The sequence below is a fragment of the Methylocella tundrae genome, assembly GCF_038024855.1.
Lineage (GTDB): Bacteria > Pseudomonadota > Alphaproteobacteria > Rhizobiales > Beijerinckiaceae > Methylocapsa > Methylocapsa tundrae.
Window position 1 is genome coordinate 1337447 of sequence record NZ_CP139089.1, and the last position, 19926, is coordinate 1357372.

Here is a 19926-nt window from a genome sequence, read left to right on the forward strand (position 1 = left end):
CTCTAGAATCTCTTAGCGCTTGGCTCGCCGCTTAAGCGTATTTTGCCTGGACCTTCGCGGCTTCGCCCGCGGGGACCTGTTCATAGTGGTCGAACTGCATGGTGTAGTTGGCGCGGCCCTGGCTGAAGGACCGCAGTTGATTGACGTAGCCGAACATGTTCGCAAGCGGCACCATCGCATTGATGACGACCGCGTTGCCGCGCATGTCCTGTCCCTGCACCTGACCACGCCGTCCGAGCAGATCGCCCATGACCGACCCGGTATAATCCTCCGGCGTCGTCACTTCGACCTTCATGATCGGCTCGAGCAGCACGGAGCCGCCCTTCTGCAGCGCCTCCCGGAAGGCCGCGCGGGCGGCGATCTCGAAGGCGAGCACCGACGAATCGACGTCGTGGAAGCCGCCGTCGATCAATGTCGCCTTGACGTCAACGACAGGGAAGCCGGCGAGGACGCCCGATCCCATAACGCTATTGATGCCCTTCTCGACGCCGGGAATGAATTCCTTCGGCACCGAGCCGCCGACGATCTTTGACTCGAAAATATTGCCCGCGCCTGCTTCATTCGGCTCGAAGACAATGATGACGCGGGCGAACTGACCCGTGCCGCCCGTCTGCTTCTTGTGCGTATGATCGATCTCGACGCGCTTCGTCAGACGTTCGCGATAGGCGACCTGCGGCGCGCCAATATTTGCGTCGACCTTGTAGGTTCGGCGCAAAATGTCGACCTTGATGTCGAGATGAAGCTCGCCCATTCCCTTCAGGATGGTCTGGCCGGATTCCTGATCGGTCGAGACACGGAACGAGGGATCTTCCGCCGCGAGCTTCGCCAGGGCGACGCCGAGCTTTTCCTGATCGGCCTTGGACTTGGGCTCGATCGCAATCTCGATGACAGGCTCGGGGAACTCCATGCGCTCCAGAATGACCGGCTTGCCGAGGTCGCAAAGCGTGTCGCCAGTGCGGGTGTCCTTGAGGCCGGCGAGCGCGACGATGTCGCCCGAATAGGCTTCCTTCACGTCCTCGCGATTGTTGGCGTGCATCAGCAGCATGCGGCCGATGCGCTCTTTTTTGTCCTTGGTCGAGTTCATGACGGTCGTGCCCGACTCGACATGACCCGAATAGACGCGCGCAAAGGTCAACGTGCCGACGAAAGGATCATCCATGATCTTGAAGGCGAGCATGGAGAAAGGATCTTCGTCGCGCGGCATACGCAGAACTTCCTCGCCGGTGTCGACGTCGACGCCCTTGATCGCCTCGCGATCGATTGGCGAGGGCAGATAATCGACGACAGCGTCGAGCAAAGGCTGCACGCCTTTGTTCTTGAAGGCGGAGCCGCACAGGACCGGAATGAAGGTAATGTAGCGCACAGCCTTGCGAATGAGGCGCTTCAGCGTCTCTTCATCGGGCTCGACGCCGTCCAGATAGGCAGACATTACATCGTCGTCGAGCTCAACTGCCGTTTCCAGAAGGATATGGCGGTATTCTTCGGCCTTTTCCTTAAGGTCGGCCGGAATTTCCGTGTCATGGTACTTGGCGCCAAGCGCTTCGTCTTCCCACACCACCGCCTTCATGCGGACAAGGTCGATAATTCCCTTGAAATCGGACTCGGAGCCGATCGGCAACTGGATGCAGACGGGACGGCCGCCGACCTTGGTCTTGATCTCGTCGACGCAGCGATAGAAATCGGCGCCGATCTTGTCCATCTTGTTGACGAACACGACGCGCGGAACATGATATTTGTCAGCCTGACGCCATACGGTTTCCGTCTGCGGCTCGACGCCCTGGTTGCCGTCGAGCACGCATACCGCGCCGTCGAGCACGCGCAGCGAACGTTCGACTTCGATGGTGAAATCGACGTGGCCAGGGGTGTCGATGATGTTGAGGCGCTTGCCATTCCAGAAGGTGGTCGTCGCGGCGGAGGTGATCGTAATGCCGCGCTCCTGCTCCTGCTCCATCCAGTCCATGGTCGCAGCGCCGTCGTGCACTTCGCCGATCTTGTGCGATTTGCCGGAATAATAGAGGATCCGCTCCGTCGTCGTCGTCTTGCCCGCATCAATGTGGGCCATGATGCCGAAGTTGCGGTAGTCCTCGATTTTATGGCTGCGCGGCATATTCAATTCCCTTCAAGCGCGAAACGCTCAAAATTCTTTACCAGCGATAATGCGAGAAGGCGCGGTTGGCTTCCGCCATACGATGCGTGTCTTCCCGCTTCTTGACCGCGTTGCCGCGGTTGTTGGCGGCGTCCATCAGTTCGGCCGAGAGGCGATCCACCATGGTCTTGTCGTTGCGCCCCCGGGCCGCGGTGATGATCCAGCGGATGGCCAGCGCCTGACGGCGCTCCATGCGGACCTCGACCGGAACCTGATAGGTCGCGCCGCCGACCCTGCGCGAGCGCACTTCGATCGCCGGAGCGACATTTTCCAGCGCCTGCTTGAAAACGACGAGCGGCTCGCCGCGGGTCTTCTGCTCGATGATGTCGAAGGCGTCATAGACGATCGCCTCGGCGACCGACTTTTTGCCGTCGTACATGATCGAATTCATGAACTTCGTGAGAATGACATCCCCGAATTTCGCGTCCGGGATGACTTCCCGCTTTTCGGCGCTATGGCGGCGAGACATATCGTTACGCTCCGTCCAACTTCAATTTCTAAATGGGGCCAAGATGCAAGGCCGGCTATGGTGCTTTACGCGAAAGCCCGATTATTTCGGCCGCTTCGCGCCATATTTCGAACGGCGCTGCTTGCGGTTCTTGACGCCCTGCGTGTCGAGCACGCCGCGCAGGATGTGATAGCGCACGCCGGGCAGATCCTTGACGCGGCCGCCGCGGATCATCACCACCGAATGCTCCTGCAGATTGTGGCCCTCGCCCGGAATATAGCCAATGACCTCGAAACCGTTGGTGAGGCGCACCTTGGCGACCTTGCGAAGCGCCGAGTTCGGCTTCTTCGGCGTGGTCGTGTAGACGCGCGTGCAGACGCCGCGCTTCTGCGGGGAGGCGCCGAGATGGCGGGCCTTTTCCCGGTAGGTCTTTTCCTGTCGCGGCTTGCGGATCAATTGACTGATCGTCGGCATGCTTCGTCTTTCCAAACAATTAGAGGCAAGAGCCATTCTGCCCTTGCCGAGGTAGCGATATCGCCAGAATCCCCGCTTTGCCCGCCGACCGGCACGCAAAAACGCGAAAAAATCAGCGCCAATAGCCGCTTAAGGCTTTCGGCGCTGGGTTCACGCAGAGGACCACGGCAAACCATGGTCTTGCCTCTCGTCGACCCAAGACGAATCCGCAAGGAATCGCACAGAGGATCTTTATTGTGACATTACAGTCGCTGGATCCGACAGCGTTTAGGCTTCAATGGGTTCAGGACGAGACGTCCCCGAAACGTAAAAGCCTACTGCCTGTCTGAGGTGGGCGGAACTTAGTGAGGTCCACCTGACCCGTCAACCCCTTTCCGCATGAAATTCATCTCTCTTTAGCTATTGCGCTTTTTCGATACGCGTCAGGCCGCCCATATAAGGCCGCAAGGCGTCCGGGACGGTGATCGAGCCGTCCTCATTCTGGTAGTTCTCCAGAACGGCGACGAGCGCGCGCCCGACCGCGACGCCCGAGCCGTTGAGCGTAAAGACAAATCGCGTATTTTTCGCGCCCTCCGGCCGGTAACGCGCATTCATGCGCCGCGCCTGGAAGTCGCCGCAGACGGAGACGGACGAAATCTCGCGATAGCGGTCCTGCCCCGGTAGCCAGACCTCGATGTCATAGGTTTTCTGCGAGGCGAAGCCCATATCGCCGGTGCAGAGCGTCACCACGCGATAGGGAAGGCCAAGGCGCCGCAACACTTCCTCGGCGCAGGAGAGCATGCGCTCATGCTCGGCAAGCCCCTGCTCTGGCGTCGTGACCGACACGAGTTCGACCTTAGTGAACTGGTGCTGGCGAATCATGCCGCGCGTGTCGCGCCCGGCCGAGCCCGCCTCGGCGCGAAAGCATGGCGTGCAGGCGGTGAAGCGGAGCGGGAGCTGCTTTTCGTCCAGAATCGATTCGCGGACGAGATTGGTGAGCGGAACCTCCGCCGTCGGAATCAAACCGAGTCGATTACGTCGCAACGCATCGAGAAGGCCAAGCGCGCCATTCTCGTCAGGGCTGAAGTTTTCTCCGGAGACGGCCCAAAACTGGTCTTCTTCAAACTTCGGCAGCTGAGCGGTGCCAAACATGGTCTCATCGCGAACGAGAATCGGCGGATTGACCTCCGTGTAACCGTGCTCGCCCGTATGCAGATCGAGCATGAATGCGCCGAGCGCCCGCTCCAGCCGCGCCAGCGGACCCTTGTTCACGACGAATCGCGCGCCGGATAATTTCGTCGCGGTCTCGAAGTCCATCAGGCCCAAGGCTTCGCCCAATTCGAAATGTTCTTTCGGCTTGAACGAAAATTTCGGCTTCTCGCCAAAGACGTGATGCTCGGGATTGTCGTTTTCGTCCTTGCCGAAAGGGACTTCTTCAAGCGGCAGATTAGGAATCTCGGACAAGGCCTTGTCGAGCGCCGCGGTCGCCTCGCGTTCCTCCGATTCGAAGTCGGCAAGCCGCGTCTTGAGTTCGGCGACCTCAGCCTTCAAGACGTCCACCCTGGCCGAGTCCTTGGCCGCCATCGCCTGGCCGATCTCCTTCGAGGCGGCGTTGCGGCGCTCCTGCGCTGCCTGGGCTTGGGCGATCGCCGCGCGGCGCGCGTCATCAAGCGCCAGAAGATGGCCCGCCAAGGGCTCGAGGCCACGCCTCTGCCGACCCCTGTCAAAACTCTCAGGATTGTCGCGAATCCATTTGATATCGTACATTGAATTTCTTCCAGCGTAACAAACGCCATGATGCGGGCGCGAAGGCTGCGGCTCCCTTATCGCTCACCATGAGGGCTGGGGGATGCGCAGTGTTCTTAAGCGCCCGGCGCCTGCCCCGCGCTTTGGGTCATGCGCTTCTTTTCGATCATCCCCACCGCCACAATGGACAGCTCGTAAAGAAGCAGAGCCGGCGCCGCAAGCGCGAGCATCGAAAAAATATCGGGCGGCGTCAGCACAGCGGAAATAATAAAGACGAGCACCACGGCATAACGCCGCTTGTCGCGCAAAAAGGCCGAGTCGATAATTCCGACCTGCCCGAGAAGCGTGAGAACGACCGGCAGCTGGAAGGTGACGCCAAAGGCGAAGATCAAGGTCATGATCAGCGAGAGATATTCGCTGACGCGCGGCAAAAGCTCGATCTGCGCCCTGCCCGGTTCCTTTGCCTGCTGCATGCCGATGAAGAAATGCAGCAGGTTCGGCATCACGACGAAATAGACGAGCAAAGCGCCAAGGGCGAAAAAGATCGGCGTCGCCATCAGATAAGGAGCGAAGGCCTTGCGCTCATGCTTATAAAGCCCCGGCGCCACAAAGGCGTAGATTTGCGCGAAAATCACCGGACAGGAGAGGAAGGCGGCGGCGAAAATCGCGACGCGAATCTGAGTGAAGAAATACTCCTGCGGCGCCGTGTAAATGAGTGTCGCGTCAGGGCCCGCGACATGCTCAAAGGGCACCAGAAGAACATTATAAATGTCCTTGGCGAAAAAGAAGCTGATGAGAAACATCACGAGAAAAGCCGCCACCGCCTTGATGAGCCGCGAGCGCAGCTCGATCAGGTGCTCCATCAACGGGGCTTTGCTGGCCTCGATATCAGCGTCGGTCATCGAAGGCTCGTCTTTGTAGGCTGCTGCTTGGGCAGTTGGTTGGCGGACGCCGGCCGGAGACCCACGGGGAGCCGGCGCGACGCGGCCGGCGGCCTGGTCCGCGCCCTCGGGAGATCGAGCGCTTGCGCCCTCTCGAAATCACGCATTGTCTTGCAGCGATGGGTCGCGACGAAGGGGAGCCGCCGAATGATCGCCCTCGACATGCGGCTGCCCGGCGTGCGGCTGCTCGGGGCGAGGCGCGGTTTCGATTTCAGCCTTGAGAGCGGTCGCCAGAGCCTGCATCTCTGCGTCTATTCCCGCCTTCGAGCCTTCCTGGCCCTTTTGATCCGCGCCGGCGCCCTCGTGCGGGCCTTCCGGCGATACAGGCAGATCCAGCTCCTTCAGCGCCGGCCCGGAGCCATCAGAGGCAGCCGGCAAGCCTGGCGGGGACAAGGCCTGGGCGGCTGCGGGATCAGCCACTGGGAGGGCGCTGGATTTGGCGGCCGGCGCGGCGCCGTCGATCGCGCCCTTGAGCTCATTCTTAATATCGGCGAGAGGGTTGAATGGAATGTCGACCTTGGCGCTTTGGGCGAGCTTTTCGACGTCAGCCTTGACGTCGGCCATGTCGGCTTCCCGCATCGCCTCCATGAACTGGCCCTGAAATTCCGCCGCCATCCGCCGCATCTTGCCGACAGCCTGCCCAAGCTGACGCAGCACGCGCGGCAGCTCCTTGGGCCCGATGACGATCAGCGCCACGATCCCGATGATGATGAGTTTGCCAGCGTCGAAATCGAACATGCGGGACGGTTACTCGAATCTGCTCGCAGGGGCTCGGCTCAGCTGACCTTGCGAGTCTCCGAGACCTTCGCCGGATCGCCAGCGACCTGATGGTCGATGCTCCGCAACGGAGCCTCGCCGGCCCGCTGGGCCTCAGCCTTCTCGTCGTCTTCCGAAAGGCCCTTCTTGAATGATTTAATGCCTTTGGCGACATCGCCCATGATGTCGGAAATTTTGCCCTTACCGCCGAACACCAGCAGCACGACCGCCCCGACGATAAGCCAATGCCAGATGGAAAGACCGCCCATGGCGAAAACCCCTTGAATGAGAGCGCGCCGGCGCCAGGCGCGCGTTTAAGCGCAGAACTTATGGCGCCCCCGGTCCAAAAACAAGGAAGGCCGTGAGGAAATTCAGGCGTCGCATTTAATCTTGTGCCTCGTTCTTAAGCAAATGGCGCAGCTTTGAGCGCACATGACGTCTCGATGCGCGCGCCCAAAACCGCCACCCGTGTTTGTGGGCCGCATTTTCCGAACATTCCCTCGAAGCAACTATTATTCCCAAATCCCGCAGCAGGCGGTGGCACATGGATTGCCAAGAAGTTTTTTTCACTTTTAGGAAACCAAGCTGCGAGGCTTCCATGTCTGAATTGCGAAAAGATAGTCTCTCCTTCGTCGAGACACTCGGCCAGTCGGTCGCCAATGTCTCGCCGACGCTGACTCCCGCCCTTGCCGTCGCGGTCGTCGCGGGCATGGCGGGAACAGCGTCCTGGCTGGTCTATATCGCGGCGACCATCGCTCTGCTGATCGTCGGTCTCAATGTCGGCAAGCTCGCCAAGCGGATTCCCGCCGCCGGCTCATTCTTCGTCTACGTCTCCCGTTCGCTCGGGCCGTCCTACGGGCTGCTCTCCGGCTGGTCCATGCTAGCGGCTTATCTCTTCACTGCGATGGCGCTGACCATCGCAACCTCGCTTTTCATCAAGACCCTATTGACGACGCTGCAGATCGGCGCGGCGCCGCCGAGCATCATTATCTATCTCGCGGTGTCGGGTTTGGCGCTCTGGTTCGCGTTCCGCGACATTCGCCTGTCGTCGCGGGTCGGCCTGACGCTCGAAGCAATTTCCGTCGCCATTATCCTCATCGTCAGCGTTTCCGCGCTAGCCCAGGTGGGCTTTGCTCCCGACGTCAAGCAATTCAGCCTCGAGGGAGCCGATCTCGGCAAGTCGCTTCAGGCGATCGTCTTCGCGATTTTCTCCTATGTCGGATTCGAGAGCGCCGCCTCGCTCGGCAAGGAGGCGCGCGATCCTCAGCGCGTAATCCCTAAAGCCATTCAATGGACCGCGCTGTCCGCCGGACTTTTCTTCGTGTTCACGACCTATGTCATCACGCAAGGGTTCCAGGACGATGCGACGAAGCTCGGCGCCAGCGGCGCGCCGCTCGGCGACATTCTCGCCGGGCAAAGCGCCTGGATCATCGCCCTTGTCTATTTTGGCGCCGCCATCAGCAGCTTCGCTTGCGCCCTTGCGTCGATCAACGCCTTCGGCCGCACCCTGTTCTCGCTTGGCCGCTACCAGATTTTGCACAGGTCTCTCGGGCTCGCGCATCAAAAACACAAGACGCCCCATGTCGCCGTGACGATCGGGGCGGTCGTCAATTTCGTGCTGGTCGCGCTGCTCAGCGGAAATTCCGAAGTCGACACCTTCGGCTGGTACGGCACGATCGCCTCTTATGGCTTTATCGTTGTCTATTTTCTGGTCTCGATCGCAGCTCCGGTCTACCTCAAGAAAACCGGCGAACTCACGACGCGCGATACGGTCATTGGCGCCGTCGGCGCGACGCTGATGGCGCTGTCCCTCGTCGGCAGCCTGTATCCGCCGCCGCCCTATCCCTATAATCTGCTCCCCTACGGATTCCTTGTTTACATGCTGCTCGGCGTTGCCTGGTTCTATGTGCTGAAGGCGCGGGCGCCCCACACCCTGCTCGGCATAGAAAACGATCTCGAGGAGGCTGCGGCCGCGGCTGGCTCTCCAGCTACGGCCGTGGCGGCTGAGTAAACGAAAGACAATGAAGCGCGGCGGAGCATTTCCGCCGCGCCGCGATCAAGCCGCGGCTTCTGGCGTGGCGGCGGCGCGTGTAAAGAAGATGGTGACGCGCATGCCGCGGCCAGGGCTCGACTCGACCGTCAGCGCGGCCTTGGCGTTTTCGCGAAGCGAACGGACGATCAAGGCGCTGAGCTTGCCGCGCTTTGGCCATTCATCGCCTTCAGGCAGGCCAGCGCCGTCATCGGCGATCACGACGCGGCACCCCTCGCTGTCCGTGAGGCTCTGCAACGAGATGGTGCCTTGCTCGCGCCCTCGAAATGCGTGCTTGAGGGCGTTGGTCAAAAGCTCATTGACGACAAGGCCGGTCGGCATGGCGACGTTGACCGAGACAGGATAGGCGTCGACCTTGAGGTCCAGCCGCACGCCCTCTGTTGCGTGAGCGCGCATGACGGCCGAGGCGATCTGGGTGAGATAGGCGCCAAGATCGACCTCCTGGCCAGGCTGATCGTCGCCGAGTGAATTATAAAGCAGCTGCAGCGCCTCGATGCGGCCGGCGATTTTATCGAAAGAGCCGCCTGCCGCGTCCGCGCTGGCGGTCTTCGCTTCATAGCGGATTAAGGCTGTGATCATCTGCAAATTGTTCCGGACGCGGTGCTGAATTTCCCGCAGGGCGGTGTCCTTCTCGCGCAATTGCCGCTCGAATTCTTCGCGCGCGCCATCGCGGTCGATATGGACGCAGACGAGCGCGGCGAGCCTGAACACAGTTGTTCCAGCCTCGTCCTCGATTGTGTTCGAATAAGCCTCGACGGCGACCTCTTCGCCGTCGGGGCGCTCGATCATGAACGAGCCGACATGATCGCTGTTTTCAATGATGGCCTGGCCGAGAAGCCGAGCGGGGTCGCCACCCAGCGCGCGGCCGCGCACAACGCCCCAAGGCCTGCCTTCCACCTCGCCGAAAGCTTGGCCGGACAGTTTTTCAAACTCTGGATTGACGTAGACGATGCGTTCGCCCTCCGCCATCTCGGAAACGATAAGAGCGACAGGGACCTGATCGAGAAAGCGGCGGAATTGCTCGCTTTCAAGCGCCCCGGCCAAATCGGGCGTCGTGAGCAGGTTTTCGATTTGCTCGGCCTTGTCGTCGTCTTTGGTCATGGCGCGGAAGAAAACTCTCTATCGGAAGTCGCGGAGCAAGCTGAGCCGGGAACGCCGCCTTGAACGACTCTAAGCAAGGTTGCGCTGTGGCGCCAACGCAACCTTGCTGAGGGAGCCGCCGATTTCGAATTGTTTTCGTTGGAAAACCGGCGTCCGGTTTTCAGAACGATATGCAGTTTCGATGCTTCTCGACTTAAATAATAGCAGAAAATTCGCGAATGCGGGCTTTCATTCGCGGCGCGCCGGCCGCCGGCTCACTTTGATGGCGGCGCCATTGCTGCATAATTACGCACGCTGTCGAACGAAAGCGAAGATCAAGTGTCACAGGTGAAGAAGCCCGAGCAAGCCGTCAAAGGCGTTCTCCTCGATATAGACGGCGTTGTCTGCGTTGGCCCCAGGGCTCTTGCGGGCTCGCTCGACGCAATCGCCCATATCCGGGAATTGTGCGTGCCGCTGAAGTTTGTCACCAATACGACGCGCCGTCCAAGGCGCGTCATCGTTGAGGATCTCATGCGCCTTGGACTCGAGGTCGCAACCGAGGACATCTTCACGCCGGCAAGCATTGCACGCAATCTGCTGGCGCAGAAAAATCTTGCGCCCTTGCTGATCGTGCACCCGGACCTTCGCGAGGATTTTGCCGGTTTGCCGCCAGGCAGCGTCGAGGCCGTCGTGATCGGCGACGCGGGCGACTGCTTCAGCTATGATAATTTGAACAAGTCCTACCGGAAGCTTATCCATGGCGCCGAGTTTTTCGCACTCGCGAAAAATCGGAATTTCCTCGACAGCGACGGTGAGCTCAGCCTCGACGCCGGTCCTTTCGTCGCGGCGCTGGAATATGGATCCGGGAAAACCGCGACGGTCCTCGGCAAGCCCTCCCCCGCCTTTTTCAAGCTCGCCGTCGAGAGCATGGGGCGCCCAAAGGAGCATGTCGTCATGATCGGCGACGATGCGGAAGCCGACGTCGGCGGCGCTATGGCGGCCGGCCTTCAGGCAATCCTCGTGCGCACCGGCAAATATAGGCCCGGCCAGGAGACGCATTTACCGACTCCGCCGACGGCCGTCGTCGCCGATCTTAAGGCCGCGGTCGAATGGATGTTTGGCTGATGAACCGGCTCGGGCGCTATGACGCTTGACCTCCACCTCCGGCGCCGCTCACGGTCATTCTGCGTCAGGCGCCGCCGCCTGCAAAACGACAGTTGGAATCGCGCGCGGTTCTGCGTATAGACACGAAGCTTCGCCGTGCGTCGTCGGACGGGTCGTCATGATTGCCGGAAGGGTGGCCGAGTGGTTTAAGGCAGCGGTCTTGAAAACCGCCGTGGGTGCAAGCCCACCGTGGGTTCGAATCCCACCTCTTCCGCCACCGGCATGTTTGAGACTGTTTGTCAATGACCGAAACAACCTAAAAAATCAACGGCTTGACGAATATCTCATTTACACATGTTTGTCAGAATTTGCCTTAAGCACTGTTCGAAACTAGGATAGCACTAGGACGGAAACCGAGTGCTTGAGTGGCAAAGCTTCATCTCTTATCGGCGCGATTCTGCGCGACCGTAGCGGAACCCGGCCGCCATGCGGACGGCGGCAATCTCTATCTGCGCGTCGACGCTTCGGGAGCGGCCCGCTGGACCTTCATGTGGATGCGAAATGGACGCCAGCGCGAGGCTGGCCTGGGATCGCGCGATCTCGTTTCTCTCGCTCAGGCGCGCGAGCTCGCCGGCCACATGCGCGAGTCGCTTTCTAAAGGGATCGATCCTCTCGACGCTCGCGCGGCCGAGCGACGCGCCAATGCGGCGCGCGTCACCTTTGGCGAGTCGGCTGATGCGTTGCTCGCATCAAAGGAATCCGGCTGGCGCAACGAAAAGCACAAGGCGCAATGGCGCATGACGCTTGAACATTATGCGGCAAGCTTGCGGCCGATCGCCGTGGCGGACGTCTCGACGCAGGACGTTCTACGCGCCTTGCAACCAATCTGGCGCACCAAGCCGGAAACGGCCAGCCGGCTGCGCGGGCGCATTGAGGCGGTGATTGATTCGGCCCGCGTCGCCGGCCATATCGACGATCGCGCGCCGAACCCCGCGCGTTGGGGCGGACATTTGGAAATGCTGCTTCCGAAGCCCGCAAAGCTCTCGCGCGGTCATCATGCGGCGATGCCATATCAGGAAATCCCCGCCTTTCTGGCCCGGCTGCGCCAAGCGGAAGGCATGGGCGCCCGCGCGCTTGAGCTCGTCATCTTGACGGCCGCCCGTAGTGGCGAGGTGCTGGGCGCCGTATGGCCCGAGGTCAATTTCGAGGCGAGGATCTGGACGGTGCCGGCAAGCCGTATGAAGGCCGCGCGCGAGCACCGAATCCCTCTTTCGGAAGCGGCGATCAAACTATTGGCCGCGATCGCCGAGTTCAAAATCGGTGACTTCGTTTTTCCGGGCCAAAAGCCGGGCAAGTCGCTCTCGAATATGGCGCTCGATATGACGCTTCGCAGGCTAAAGGCCGATGGCGTGACCGCGCACGGCTTTCGCTCGGCCTTCCGCGATTGGGCCGGCGAAGAAACGCACTATGCCCGCGAGATCGCCGAGGCGGCGCTCGCTCACCAGATCGGCGACAAAGCAGAGCAAGCCTATCGGCGCGGCGATGCGCTGGAAAAGCGGCGGGCGCTTATGGACGATTGGGCCGCGTTTTGCGGGGCCAGTTAATGTCGCGGGTTAACAACGGGCCAGCTCCGTTTATCGGATAAAATCTCCGATGTTCTTGACATGCGTTTTTATCGGCTATAATTTCCGATAAACGGATGAGGGCAAGAGCAATGGCGACACCGAGTAATCTAATCGAGAGTGTTGCGAGAGCACTCGGTGTGCCTGAAGCGACTGTATCGTCTCACTATCGCGCACTTCGGGAAGCGGGCCTTGTTAGCAAGGCTGGTCGCGGGCGAGGTTCGGCAAAAATGACGACTCAAGATGCGGCTAACCTTTTGATCGCCGTAGCCGGCAGTTCCGCCCTGAAAAACGCCATTGAAACTGTGACCGAAATTGTTGCGCTTCCGGTTGTTCTTACGTTTGGCGGGAAAAATCCGATCTTTGGGAAATGGACAACCGTACCGATTCCGCTTCTGCAAGCGCTGCCAGCCAAACATACTTTTGGACAGGTTTTTGCGGCGTTAATCCAAGCCGCTGCCGATGGATCTCTACTGGAAGCGCGTGCACATTTACCTGCCAACAAGCGTTTTATAGAGATTAGTTTCTTAAGCCCCGGCTCTAACGCAATGCTTAGATTCTTCGAAGAGTCGGGAAAAAACCTAGAGGGCGCGCAATATTCTTCGATCCCGTACGACAAAAGATCATCTCAAAATGTTGATGAGCTCAAAGGACATAGTACTACGCCTAAATTCTACGGGGATTTGACGCAAAAGCGCTCATTCAGCGAAAATACAATCATAGCTGTAGCTGAATTACTTCGAAAATAAGGTAAGGATCAAAAAATGCTCAATAAGTGCATCCGGGCCGAGGTTTCCTCGGACCGAAGACAGAATAATTTTGCCAATCCGCAACTACGGACGCTATTGAAAGCATCGGCATCGAGCATTTCGGAGCCGGTCATTCCACCGATTAAACTGCTGTATTCGGTTGTCGAAGTATTGAAATTGCTGAGCATTGGCAGAAACACATTCTATGCGTTGATAAAGAACAATGAGCTGAAGGCGACCAAAATTCGAGGTCGGACATTGGTTCATATCGATGAAATCCATCGATTCCTACGTAGTCTTCCGACTATTTAGCGCGCACGCCTCCCGCCATGCCGGCGCAATCTCTTTCCTTTGAACAATGGATCGCTCAAGGCCGCGGTCGCACCGTGCACAGCGAGCTTGAGCGCCGAGGCCTTTTAACGCGCAGCATGCTCGGCGACGCCGGCGTGCCTTGTCCTGGCTGTGGCGGCCGCGATCGCTTCGCGGTCAATTTCAAGAAAGACGTCTGGAATTGCCGCGCCTCGGGAATCGGCGGCGACGCCATCGCCCTGGCGCAGCATATCGACGGCTCAACTTTCCTCGTCGCCGTGGAGACCGTGCTTGGCGAGCCTCCACCCGGCCGGGGATCGACTGAAAGCGACGAAGAGCGCCGCGTGCGCGAAGACAGGCTTGCAAGGGCGCGCGCAGACTTTGAGCGGCGCGAACAGGATGACGCCAAAACCGCGCAGCGCTTCCGCGAGCGCGAACGTTGGGCGGCTTGGAAGCTTTGGACAAGCGCGGCCCCGATCGCCGGCACGATGGCGGAAGCCTATTTGGGCTTGCGCGGCGTTGAAGCGCCGCCCGGCGCGCGGCTACGGTTTCACGCCAACGCGCCGCTATGGGATCGCCCGAAAGACCAGGGCGGCAAGATCATTCATTTCGGCCCGGCGCTGATCGCGGCCATCGAGGGCGCGAGCGGGCGCTTTTCCGGCGTGCAGCGGACTTGGATCGATCTCGCGCAGCCCAAAGGCAAGGCGCTGATCGTCCATCCTGAGACTGGCGAGATCCTGCCGGCAAAAAAGGCGCGAGGCTCGATCAAGGGCGGCGCGATCCTTTTGGTCAAGGGCCGCGACGGCTCCGATTTTCCTGGCGATTGCAAGCCTGCGCGCCGTCTCTTTCTCGGCGAGGGAATCGAGACGGTGCTCTCGGTTTACTGCGCCATGCGCGAGGCCAATGATCCCTTGCTCGAAGGCGCAGAGTTTCGGGCGGCGGTCGACCTCGGCAATCTATGCGGGCCGGCGGCCGGACGCATCCCGCATCCGACCTTGAAAAAGGCCGATCGCAACGGCGTCGAGCGGCGGCTGTTCGTCCCGAATAACGAGCCGAAAGATGATCCTGCTTTTCCGTTGATCCCGATCGCGCGCAGCGTCGACGATCTGTGGTTGTTGGGCGACGGCGACAGCGAGCCGTTCTTTACGCGGATGGCGCTCGAGCGAGCGGGGAAGCGGTTTTCGAGGGCATATCCCTGGCTCGTCATTCGACTGTTCATGGCGACGGCCGGACGCGACTTCAACGACATGAGGCTCGCCTCGCTTCGAACCGCCGCGGAGGCCTGCGCCTGAATGGCCGATCCGAACGATATCGTTGCAGCCGCTCGGAGCGCGGAGATTCTCGCCTTTCCTGGCCGCGCGGGCGAGGCGATCGATGACGATGAGTCGGCGCAAGGGGAAGGAAAGGCAGAGACCGCTGCCGGCGGCGAGCGCGCCCGCATATCGGACGCCGAAAGCATCGACCTTCGTCTCGCGCGTTTTCCGCTGACCGATCTTGGCAACGCCGAACGATTCAAGGCGCGCCATGAAGACGATCTGCGCTACTGTCCCGACATTGGCTGGCTTTATTGGGACGGTAGGCGCTGGGCGCGCGACGGCGCCGAAGAGGTTGTGAAACGCGCCGAGCATATGACCGTGCGCGCGATCCAGGACGAAGCCAGGGCCTTGCGCGAATCGGGTCAAGACGTTGTCTTTGTGGACGCCAAAGGCAAAGAAACGCTGCTGTCTGATAAGATCGTCGCGTGGGGACGCAACTCGGAAGCCGCGAGCCGCATGGCGTCGATCTCGAAGCGCGCCGATTCCATGATGGCCATTGCGGTTGGCGATCTCGACGCGGACAAAATGAAAATCAATGTGGCCAACGGAACGCTGCATATCGCCCCGCGCGACGATGGACCTTATGTCGTTCTCAAGCCGCATGATCCGGCCGACTACATCACCAAGATCTCGCCTGTAGAGTACGATGAGGACGCCGTCTGCCCTCGCTACGATCGTTTCTTGGATGAGGTGCAGCCGCCGGACGAGCATGGCGGGCGCGACATGCAGATTTTTCTCGATCAATGGGCCGGGCTCTCGCTGACTGGCGATACCAGCGAACAGAGAATCACCTTCCATTATGGCAAGGGGCGGAATGGCAAATCGGTGTGGGTCAAGACGATGTCCTTCGTCGCTGGCGACTATGCCGACTCCATTCCGATCGAAAGTTTCCTTGACAGCGGGCGCGCCCGAGCTGGCGGCCAGGCGACGCCTGATCTTGCCGGCTTGCCGGGCGTCAGGATGTTGACGACGTCGGAGCCGAAAAAAGGCGCGACCTTGGACGAAGGTCTGATCAAATTGTTTTCCGGCGGCGACGTGATCAAGGCGCGTCATCTCAACAAGGGATATTTCGCCTTCACGCCGCAAGCAAAACTGACCATGCAAGGCAATTATCGCCCACGCATCACGGGCGCCGACGAAGGCATTTGGAATCGGCTCTTGCTTGTGCCGTGGGGCGTTTATCTGCCGCCCGAAAAGCGCGATCGGAGGATGGCGGAAAAACTACAGCTTGAGGCCTCCGGCATTCTCAACAGGCTTCTCGACGGTCTGTGTTTATGGCTAGACAGCGGCTTGCGCATTCCAAGCAGCGTCGCGACCGCGACGGCGGACTATCGATCCGACAGCGATCCGCTGAGTCGCTTCCTTGAAGCCTGCACGCGCCAGGCGCTTGGCAAGCGCGTGCAGGCGACCGACATGCATAATGTCTTCACGGCTTGGGCGAAGTCCAACGGCGAGACGCCATGGACCGCCAAGGGCCTCGGCTCGGCGCTTAAAGAGCGAGGCCTCGCGCAAAAGAAGAGCGGAAACGCCCTGTGGCTCGATATCGAACTAACGAAGGGCGTCACTGACTTTGCCGAAGCCGCCGGCGCGCATATGGACGAAGAAGCCGACGACGACTGAGCGCCAGGCGCATCCTCCCAATCCTCCCATTTTTGGGAGGATCGAAGCGTTTCGATCCTATTTCGGGCCTTTAGGGACAAGAACCTCGGACGCCACGGCGGCTCTGATCGAGCTTTCATGTTGACCAATGACGGCCCCAGGGGGGGTACCAAAACCTTGAGAGGCCGACGCCTTAGACCGGTTGCTCAATAGCCGAGAAAATCCCGCGATATTCTCAGAAAGTTTTTTTTTATAGAACGATGCGTGCGATAAACAGAACACGCGCTGAAATCGTCCGAATTCTTACGCGAATCCGGGCGATGCTCCGCCAACTGCCTGCTCGCCAACTTCGGCTCAATCACTTGAGCGCCTGGCGCAGCGCCGCCGAAACGGCTCGCGGTGATCCGGACCTAAGCTGTTGTGCGTAGCCAATCTAAGCGCGCTTCGCGCAAAGGGCGCAAAAATCAAAAAAAAAATCGGACGCCTAAAAACCGTCAGCAACCATTAGCAAACAAAATAACAGAGTATAGCGAGACGCCAGCAAACAACGGTTGCGGCTATTGCCTCGCATAACAAGCCGTGCAAGCTTGTCAATCGACAATAGAGCCGATCATCCAATGAACTTGTGTGACAATCCCGCGTGGCGTTACTTCAAATTTATGAGCCAGTTCTCGCAGCCGGCGCGATCCCCGCGCGCTCTCAGAGCCGAGTTTCGCCGACTGCTGCGCGAAAGACGGCGCGCCCTCACAGCGGCGGCGACGGCCGATTTCGACGCCGGCCGCGCTCGCAAAACCCGCAGAGGAAAACCATGAGCAAGCCTTTCTCAAAGCCCGCGCCGCCCGCAATCAACTCGGCCGCGCCGGCAGAGACCGCTGAAACCGCGCTGGCGCGCGTCGACGCCGAGCGGCTCGCGGCCATCGCCGAGCGCGACGCTCTCATCGGCCGCCGCGCCGCGTTGTTCGCCGGCAACGCGACAGACGAAGAGATCGAAGCTGTCGACGTCGCCATCGCTCACGCGAACCGCACGATCGAGCGTCGCCAGCTCGCGCTCCCGGCATTACGCGGCCAGGCCGAAGAGGCGCGGCGCGCGAGCACGGAAGCCGAATTCGTTGCCGTCTATGACGCCTACAAGCGCGCGCAAAACGATTTCCTCATCGCCTATCACACCGCCGTCGAAACACGCGACCGTCTAGCGGCGCTGATTGACGCCGGCGCCGCGACGTTTCCGGGCCGCTTCCTTGCCTACGCCGCCTATCCGCAAGCCGAATATCTGACCCTCGAACACGCTCCCCTCGCGGCCTTCGAAGCCGAGGCCGAACGCGCCCTTTCCGCCGAGTCGCGCCGCCGCAAGGGCGAATGGTGAGCCAGCCCGAAAATTCCATTGTTTCCACGGCTATGCCAGCCATCATCGAAGGAAAATCAAATGTCTCGACGTTCCCTTCAAGACCTCCGCGAAGAACGCTACGCCATCGCGGAGCAGATAAAGGCGCTGACTAATAAACAGCCGTACACGAAGCGTGACGCGAACGAATGCGACGAGCTTTTTGCGAAAATCGAGCCCATCGATAATCAAATCCACAACATCGAAAGAGTCACTACGCTATCGGACAATCTCGAACAGCGCGCCGGCGATCTCTCCGTCTACAACGGCCGGTCGACGGACGAAAACGCGCATCAGATCAACGCAGCGCGCAAGGCGTTCTCAAATGCGCTGCGCTTCGGCATGGAGCGCCTGTCGCCGGAAGATCGCGCGCTCGTATCGGCTGACGCGCCGGGCAACTGCGGACGCGTCATGAACATCGCCGAAGGAACCTTGACGGCCGGCGGCTATATCGTTCCGACGATTGTCATGCCGACCGTGTTGCAAAAGCTGAAATATTTCGGCGGCATGCGCGACGTCGCGACAATCTTGCCAACGTCAGGCGGTGGTCCATTGAATTGGCCGACGACAGACGACACGGCGAGCTCCGGCGAGCTCGTCGCGGAGAACATGCCGGCGTCAAACGGCGACATGGCTTTCGGCGTCGCGACGTTGAACGCCTGGAAATTCTCGTCAAAGATCATTCCCGTCTCGTTCGAGGTTTTACAGGACGCGGCGGTCGACGTCGAATCGCTTGTGATGACCGCGATGGCGACGCGCCTCGCGCGCGGCATGAACACATATTTCACCATCGGAACGGGTGTAAACCAACCACAAGGCGCTCTTACTGCGGCGTCGCTCGGCTACACCATGCCAACGGGCAACGCAACGAGCGTAACCTATGACGGTCTGGTCAACCTTTTTCACGCCTTGGATCCTGCATATCGCGTGAGCCAGAACTGCGCGTTCCAAATGAATGACCAGACCTTCAAGCAGGTCAAGCTCCTGAAGGACGGAAATGGGCGCCCGTTATGGCTGCCGTCGACCAGCGGCGCGCTCGGCGGCGATCAGGGCTTCGACACCCTGCTCGGCAAGCGCCTGGTCATCAACCAGGACATGCCGTCGATGGCGGCGAACGCCAAGCCGATCCTGTTTGGCGATTTTTCGAAATATATCATTCGTGATGTGATGAGCATGATCATCCTGCGCTTTACGGATAGCGCCTACACGTCGAAAGGCCAGATCGGATTTTTGGGCTTTGCTCGGTCTGACGGTCGCCTGGTCGATGCTTCCAATGCGTCGATTCAATATTTGGCGAACAGCGCCACCTAATCGAGATTGGCGCGTCACACCGTCATCTTGGGTTCTTTTCCTTCCTTTGATGCCAGGCGCGCCATAGCGCCGGAGCCGCTGGGCTTGGGTTGCCAGCGTTCGGCGCATCGGGCGCGGCGGTTTGTGAGGACCGCCGCGCCTTTTTCAATGCAGCGCCGCAGGGGCAAGGAGATAACGGCATGAGCGCCGAAGCAGATCAATTCGCTTTGCGTAGCGTGTTCTCCCTCATCAATAAATTGCACGGGGAAATTGCCCGCCTCCAGATCCAAAGAGAGGTCGACCACGCCGTGCTCGGGGCGACGCTCAAAGTGCTGAATGGCTGCGACGCGGATTTCAAGAGCTCGATCGAGGCGTTCCTGAAAAGCATGGAAGCGCGCTTTATTGCGCGGATGAGCGAGAGCGATAATATTCTCGACAAGGTCTTTCTTGAAGAGGTGCAGCGATTTTTCAACGCCGAGGCTGCGCCAGCCTCTCCGCGCTTCGAACTCATTCAGGGCGGCCTCGCCGACTTTCCAGAGGCCGGCCTCGGTGGGGCGAACGAGGCCGGGCAATGAGCAAGCTCGTTTGGGACAAGGGTATGGAGGCGAGGCTGGTTCGCGCGTGGAATGCGGGCGTTCCCGCAAGCCTGCTCGGCGAGCGCTTCGGGACAAGCGGCGCAGCGATCATCGTGAAAATCGGCGCGCTACGCGCCAACGGCGTCGAGCTGCGCTATGACCCTTCGGCGCTCGAAAGCTCGCGTCGCCGGCAGGCCCAGCGCTTGCGGCTCTATGATGCTCACTATCGCGGCGAAGCGACGCGCGGCCGCGCTATGGCACAAGGTTCGATTTGAAATGAACGGCTGCCTGTGGGCTTCCTGAAGGCTAATTGCGAGGGTGCGTGATCGCTGCTCACTTGGGAAATACGCGCGGCCGCGCA

Annotated in this window: 19 protein-coding genes and 1 tRNA gene; 11 read left to right on the top strand and 9 right to left on the bottom strand. The window is 60.2% G+C overall.

Going from position 1 to position 19926, the window contains the following annotated elements; translation table 11 throughout:
• Positions 1-31: 31 nt before the first annotated feature.
• From fusA to SIN04_RS08705, 7 genes are all read right to left on the bottom strand, one after another.
• A complete protein-coding gene (gene fusA / locus SIN04_RS08675; protein ID WP_134488377.1) occupies positions 32-2107 on the bottom strand; it encodes an elongation factor G in 2076 nt (691 codons plus the stop codon).
• Between the two features lie 37 nt (positions 2108-2144).
• Positions 2145-2615, bottom strand: coding sequence for a 30S ribosomal protein S7 (gene rpsG, locus SIN04_RS08680; protein ID WP_134488379.1), 471 nt, complete (start codon positions 2613-2615; stop codon positions 2145-2147).
• Positions 2616-2696: 81 nt separating this feature from the next.
• The gene (gene rpsL / locus SIN04_RS08685) at positions 2697-3068 is read right to left on the bottom strand and encodes a 30S ribosomal protein S12 (RefSeq protein WP_012589627.1); all 372 of its coding nucleotides are present in this window, start codon (positions 3066-3068) and stop codon (positions 2697-2699) included.
• Between the two features lie 399 nt (positions 3069-3467).
• The gene (serS, locus tag SIN04_RS08690; RefSeq protein WP_341264372.1) at positions 3468-4814 is read right to left on the bottom strand and encodes a serine--tRNA ligase; all 1347 of its coding nucleotides are present in this window, start codon (positions 4812-4814) and stop codon (positions 3468-3470) included.
• Positions 4815-4909: 95 nt separating this feature from the next.
• A complete protein-coding gene (tatC, locus tag SIN04_RS08695) occupies positions 4910-5695 on the bottom strand; it encodes a twin-arginine translocase subunit TatC (RefSeq protein WP_174512624.1) in 786 nt (261 codons plus the stop codon).
• 138 nt (positions 5696-5833) lie between these two features.
• Positions 5834-6472 carry a Sec-independent protein translocase protein TatB gene (tatB, locus tag SIN04_RS08700; protein WP_134488381.1) on the bottom strand — a complete coding sequence of 213 codons (639 nt, stop codon included), beginning with the start codon at positions 6470-6472 and terminating at the stop codon, positions 5834-5836.
• A 38-nt stretch (positions 6473-6510) separates the two neighbouring features.
• A complete protein-coding gene (locus SIN04_RS08705; protein ID WP_134488383.1) occupies positions 6511-6759 on the bottom strand; it encodes a twin-arginine translocase TatA/TatE family subunit in 249 nt (82 codons plus the stop codon).
• Between the two features lie 329 nt (positions 6760-7088).
• Between SIN04_RS08705 and SIN04_RS08710 the strand changes: the two genes are divergently transcribed.
• Positions 7089-8501 (top strand): APC family permease, encoded by a 1413-nt coding sequence (locus tag SIN04_RS08710; protein ID WP_341264373.1) that lies wholly within the window; start codon positions 7089-7091, stop codon positions 8499-8501.
• A 45-nt stretch (positions 8502-8546) separates the two neighbouring features.
• On the opposite strand, the gene SIN04_RS08715 is transcribed toward SIN04_RS08710, so the two are convergent.
• Positions 8547-9641 (bottom strand): sensor histidine kinase, encoded by a 1095-nt coding sequence (locus tag SIN04_RS08715; RefSeq protein ID WP_341264374.1) that lies wholly within the window; start codon positions 9639-9641, stop codon positions 8547-8549.
• Between the two features lie 318 nt (positions 9642-9959).
• Between SIN04_RS08715 and SIN04_RS08720 the strand changes: the two genes are divergently transcribed.
• The 9 genes from SIN04_RS08720 (at position 9960) to SIN04_RS08755 (ending at position 19011) form a co-directional block, all read left to right on the top strand.
• Entirely contained in the window at positions 9960-10745 is a 786-nt protein-coding gene (locus SIN04_RS08720; RefSeq protein WP_134488392.1) for a TIGR01458 family HAD-type hydrolase, read from the top strand.
• Between the two features lie 166 nt (positions 10746-10911).
• Positions 10912-11001 (top strand) — tRNA-Ser (locus SIN04_RS08725).
• Positions 11002-11149: 148 nt separating this feature from the next.
• The gene (locus SIN04_RS08730; RefSeq protein ID WP_341264375.1) at positions 11150-12328 is read left to right on the top strand and encodes a tyrosine-type recombinase/integrase; all 1179 of its coding nucleotides are present in this window, start codon (positions 11150-11152) and stop codon (positions 12326-12328) included.
• A 110-nt stretch (positions 12329-12438) separates the two neighbouring features.
• Positions 12439-13095: an ArsR/SmtB family transcription factor gene (locus SIN04_RS08735; RefSeq protein ID WP_166795882.1), complete on the top strand. Its 657-nt coding sequence runs from the start codon at positions 12439-12441 to the stop codon at positions 13093-13095.
• Positions 13096-13110: 15 nt separating this feature from the next.
• A complete protein-coding gene (locus SIN04_RS20240; protein WP_134488396.1) occupies positions 13111-13407 on the top strand; it encodes a helix-turn-helix domain-containing protein in 297 nt (98 codons plus the stop codon).
• Between the two features lie 116 nt (positions 13408-13523).
• Positions 13524-14696 (top strand): DUF7146 domain-containing protein, encoded by a 1173-nt coding sequence (locus SIN04_RS08740; protein WP_134488398.1) that lies wholly within the window; start codon positions 13524-13526, stop codon positions 14694-14696.
• Positions 14697-16340 (top strand): DNA primase family protein, encoded by a 1644-nt coding sequence (locus SIN04_RS08745; RefSeq protein ID WP_134488400.1) that lies wholly within the window; start codon positions 14697-14699, stop codon positions 16338-16340.
• A gap of 787 nt (positions 16341-17127) precedes the next feature.
• Positions 17128-17682, top strand: coding sequence for a hypothetical protein (locus SIN04_RS08750; RefSeq protein ID WP_134488402.1), 555 nt, complete (start codon positions 17128-17130; stop codon positions 17680-17682).
• Positions 17683-17742: 60 nt separating this feature from the next.
• Complete coding sequence (locus SIN04_RS08755; RefSeq protein ID WP_134488404.1) at positions 17743-19011, top strand: phage major capsid protein; 1269 nt, start codon at positions 17743-17745, stop codon at positions 19009-19011.
• 14 nt (positions 19012-19025) lie between these two features.
• Here SIN04_RS08755 and SIN04_RS08760 read toward each other — a convergent pair whose 3' ends face one another.
• Positions 19026-19562, bottom strand: coding sequence for a hypothetical protein (locus SIN04_RS08760; RefSeq protein WP_134488406.1), 537 nt, complete (start codon positions 19560-19562; stop codon positions 19026-19028).
• Between SIN04_RS08760 and SIN04_RS08765 the strand changes: the two genes are divergently transcribed.
• Positions 19562-19840: a hypothetical protein gene (locus SIN04_RS08765; protein ID WP_134488408.1), complete on the top strand. Its 279-nt coding sequence runs from the start codon at positions 19562-19564 to the stop codon at positions 19838-19840. The two genes, SIN04_RS08760 and SIN04_RS08765, sit on opposite strands and share 1 nt — an antisense overlap.
• Positions 19841-19926 lie beyond the last annotated feature (86 nt).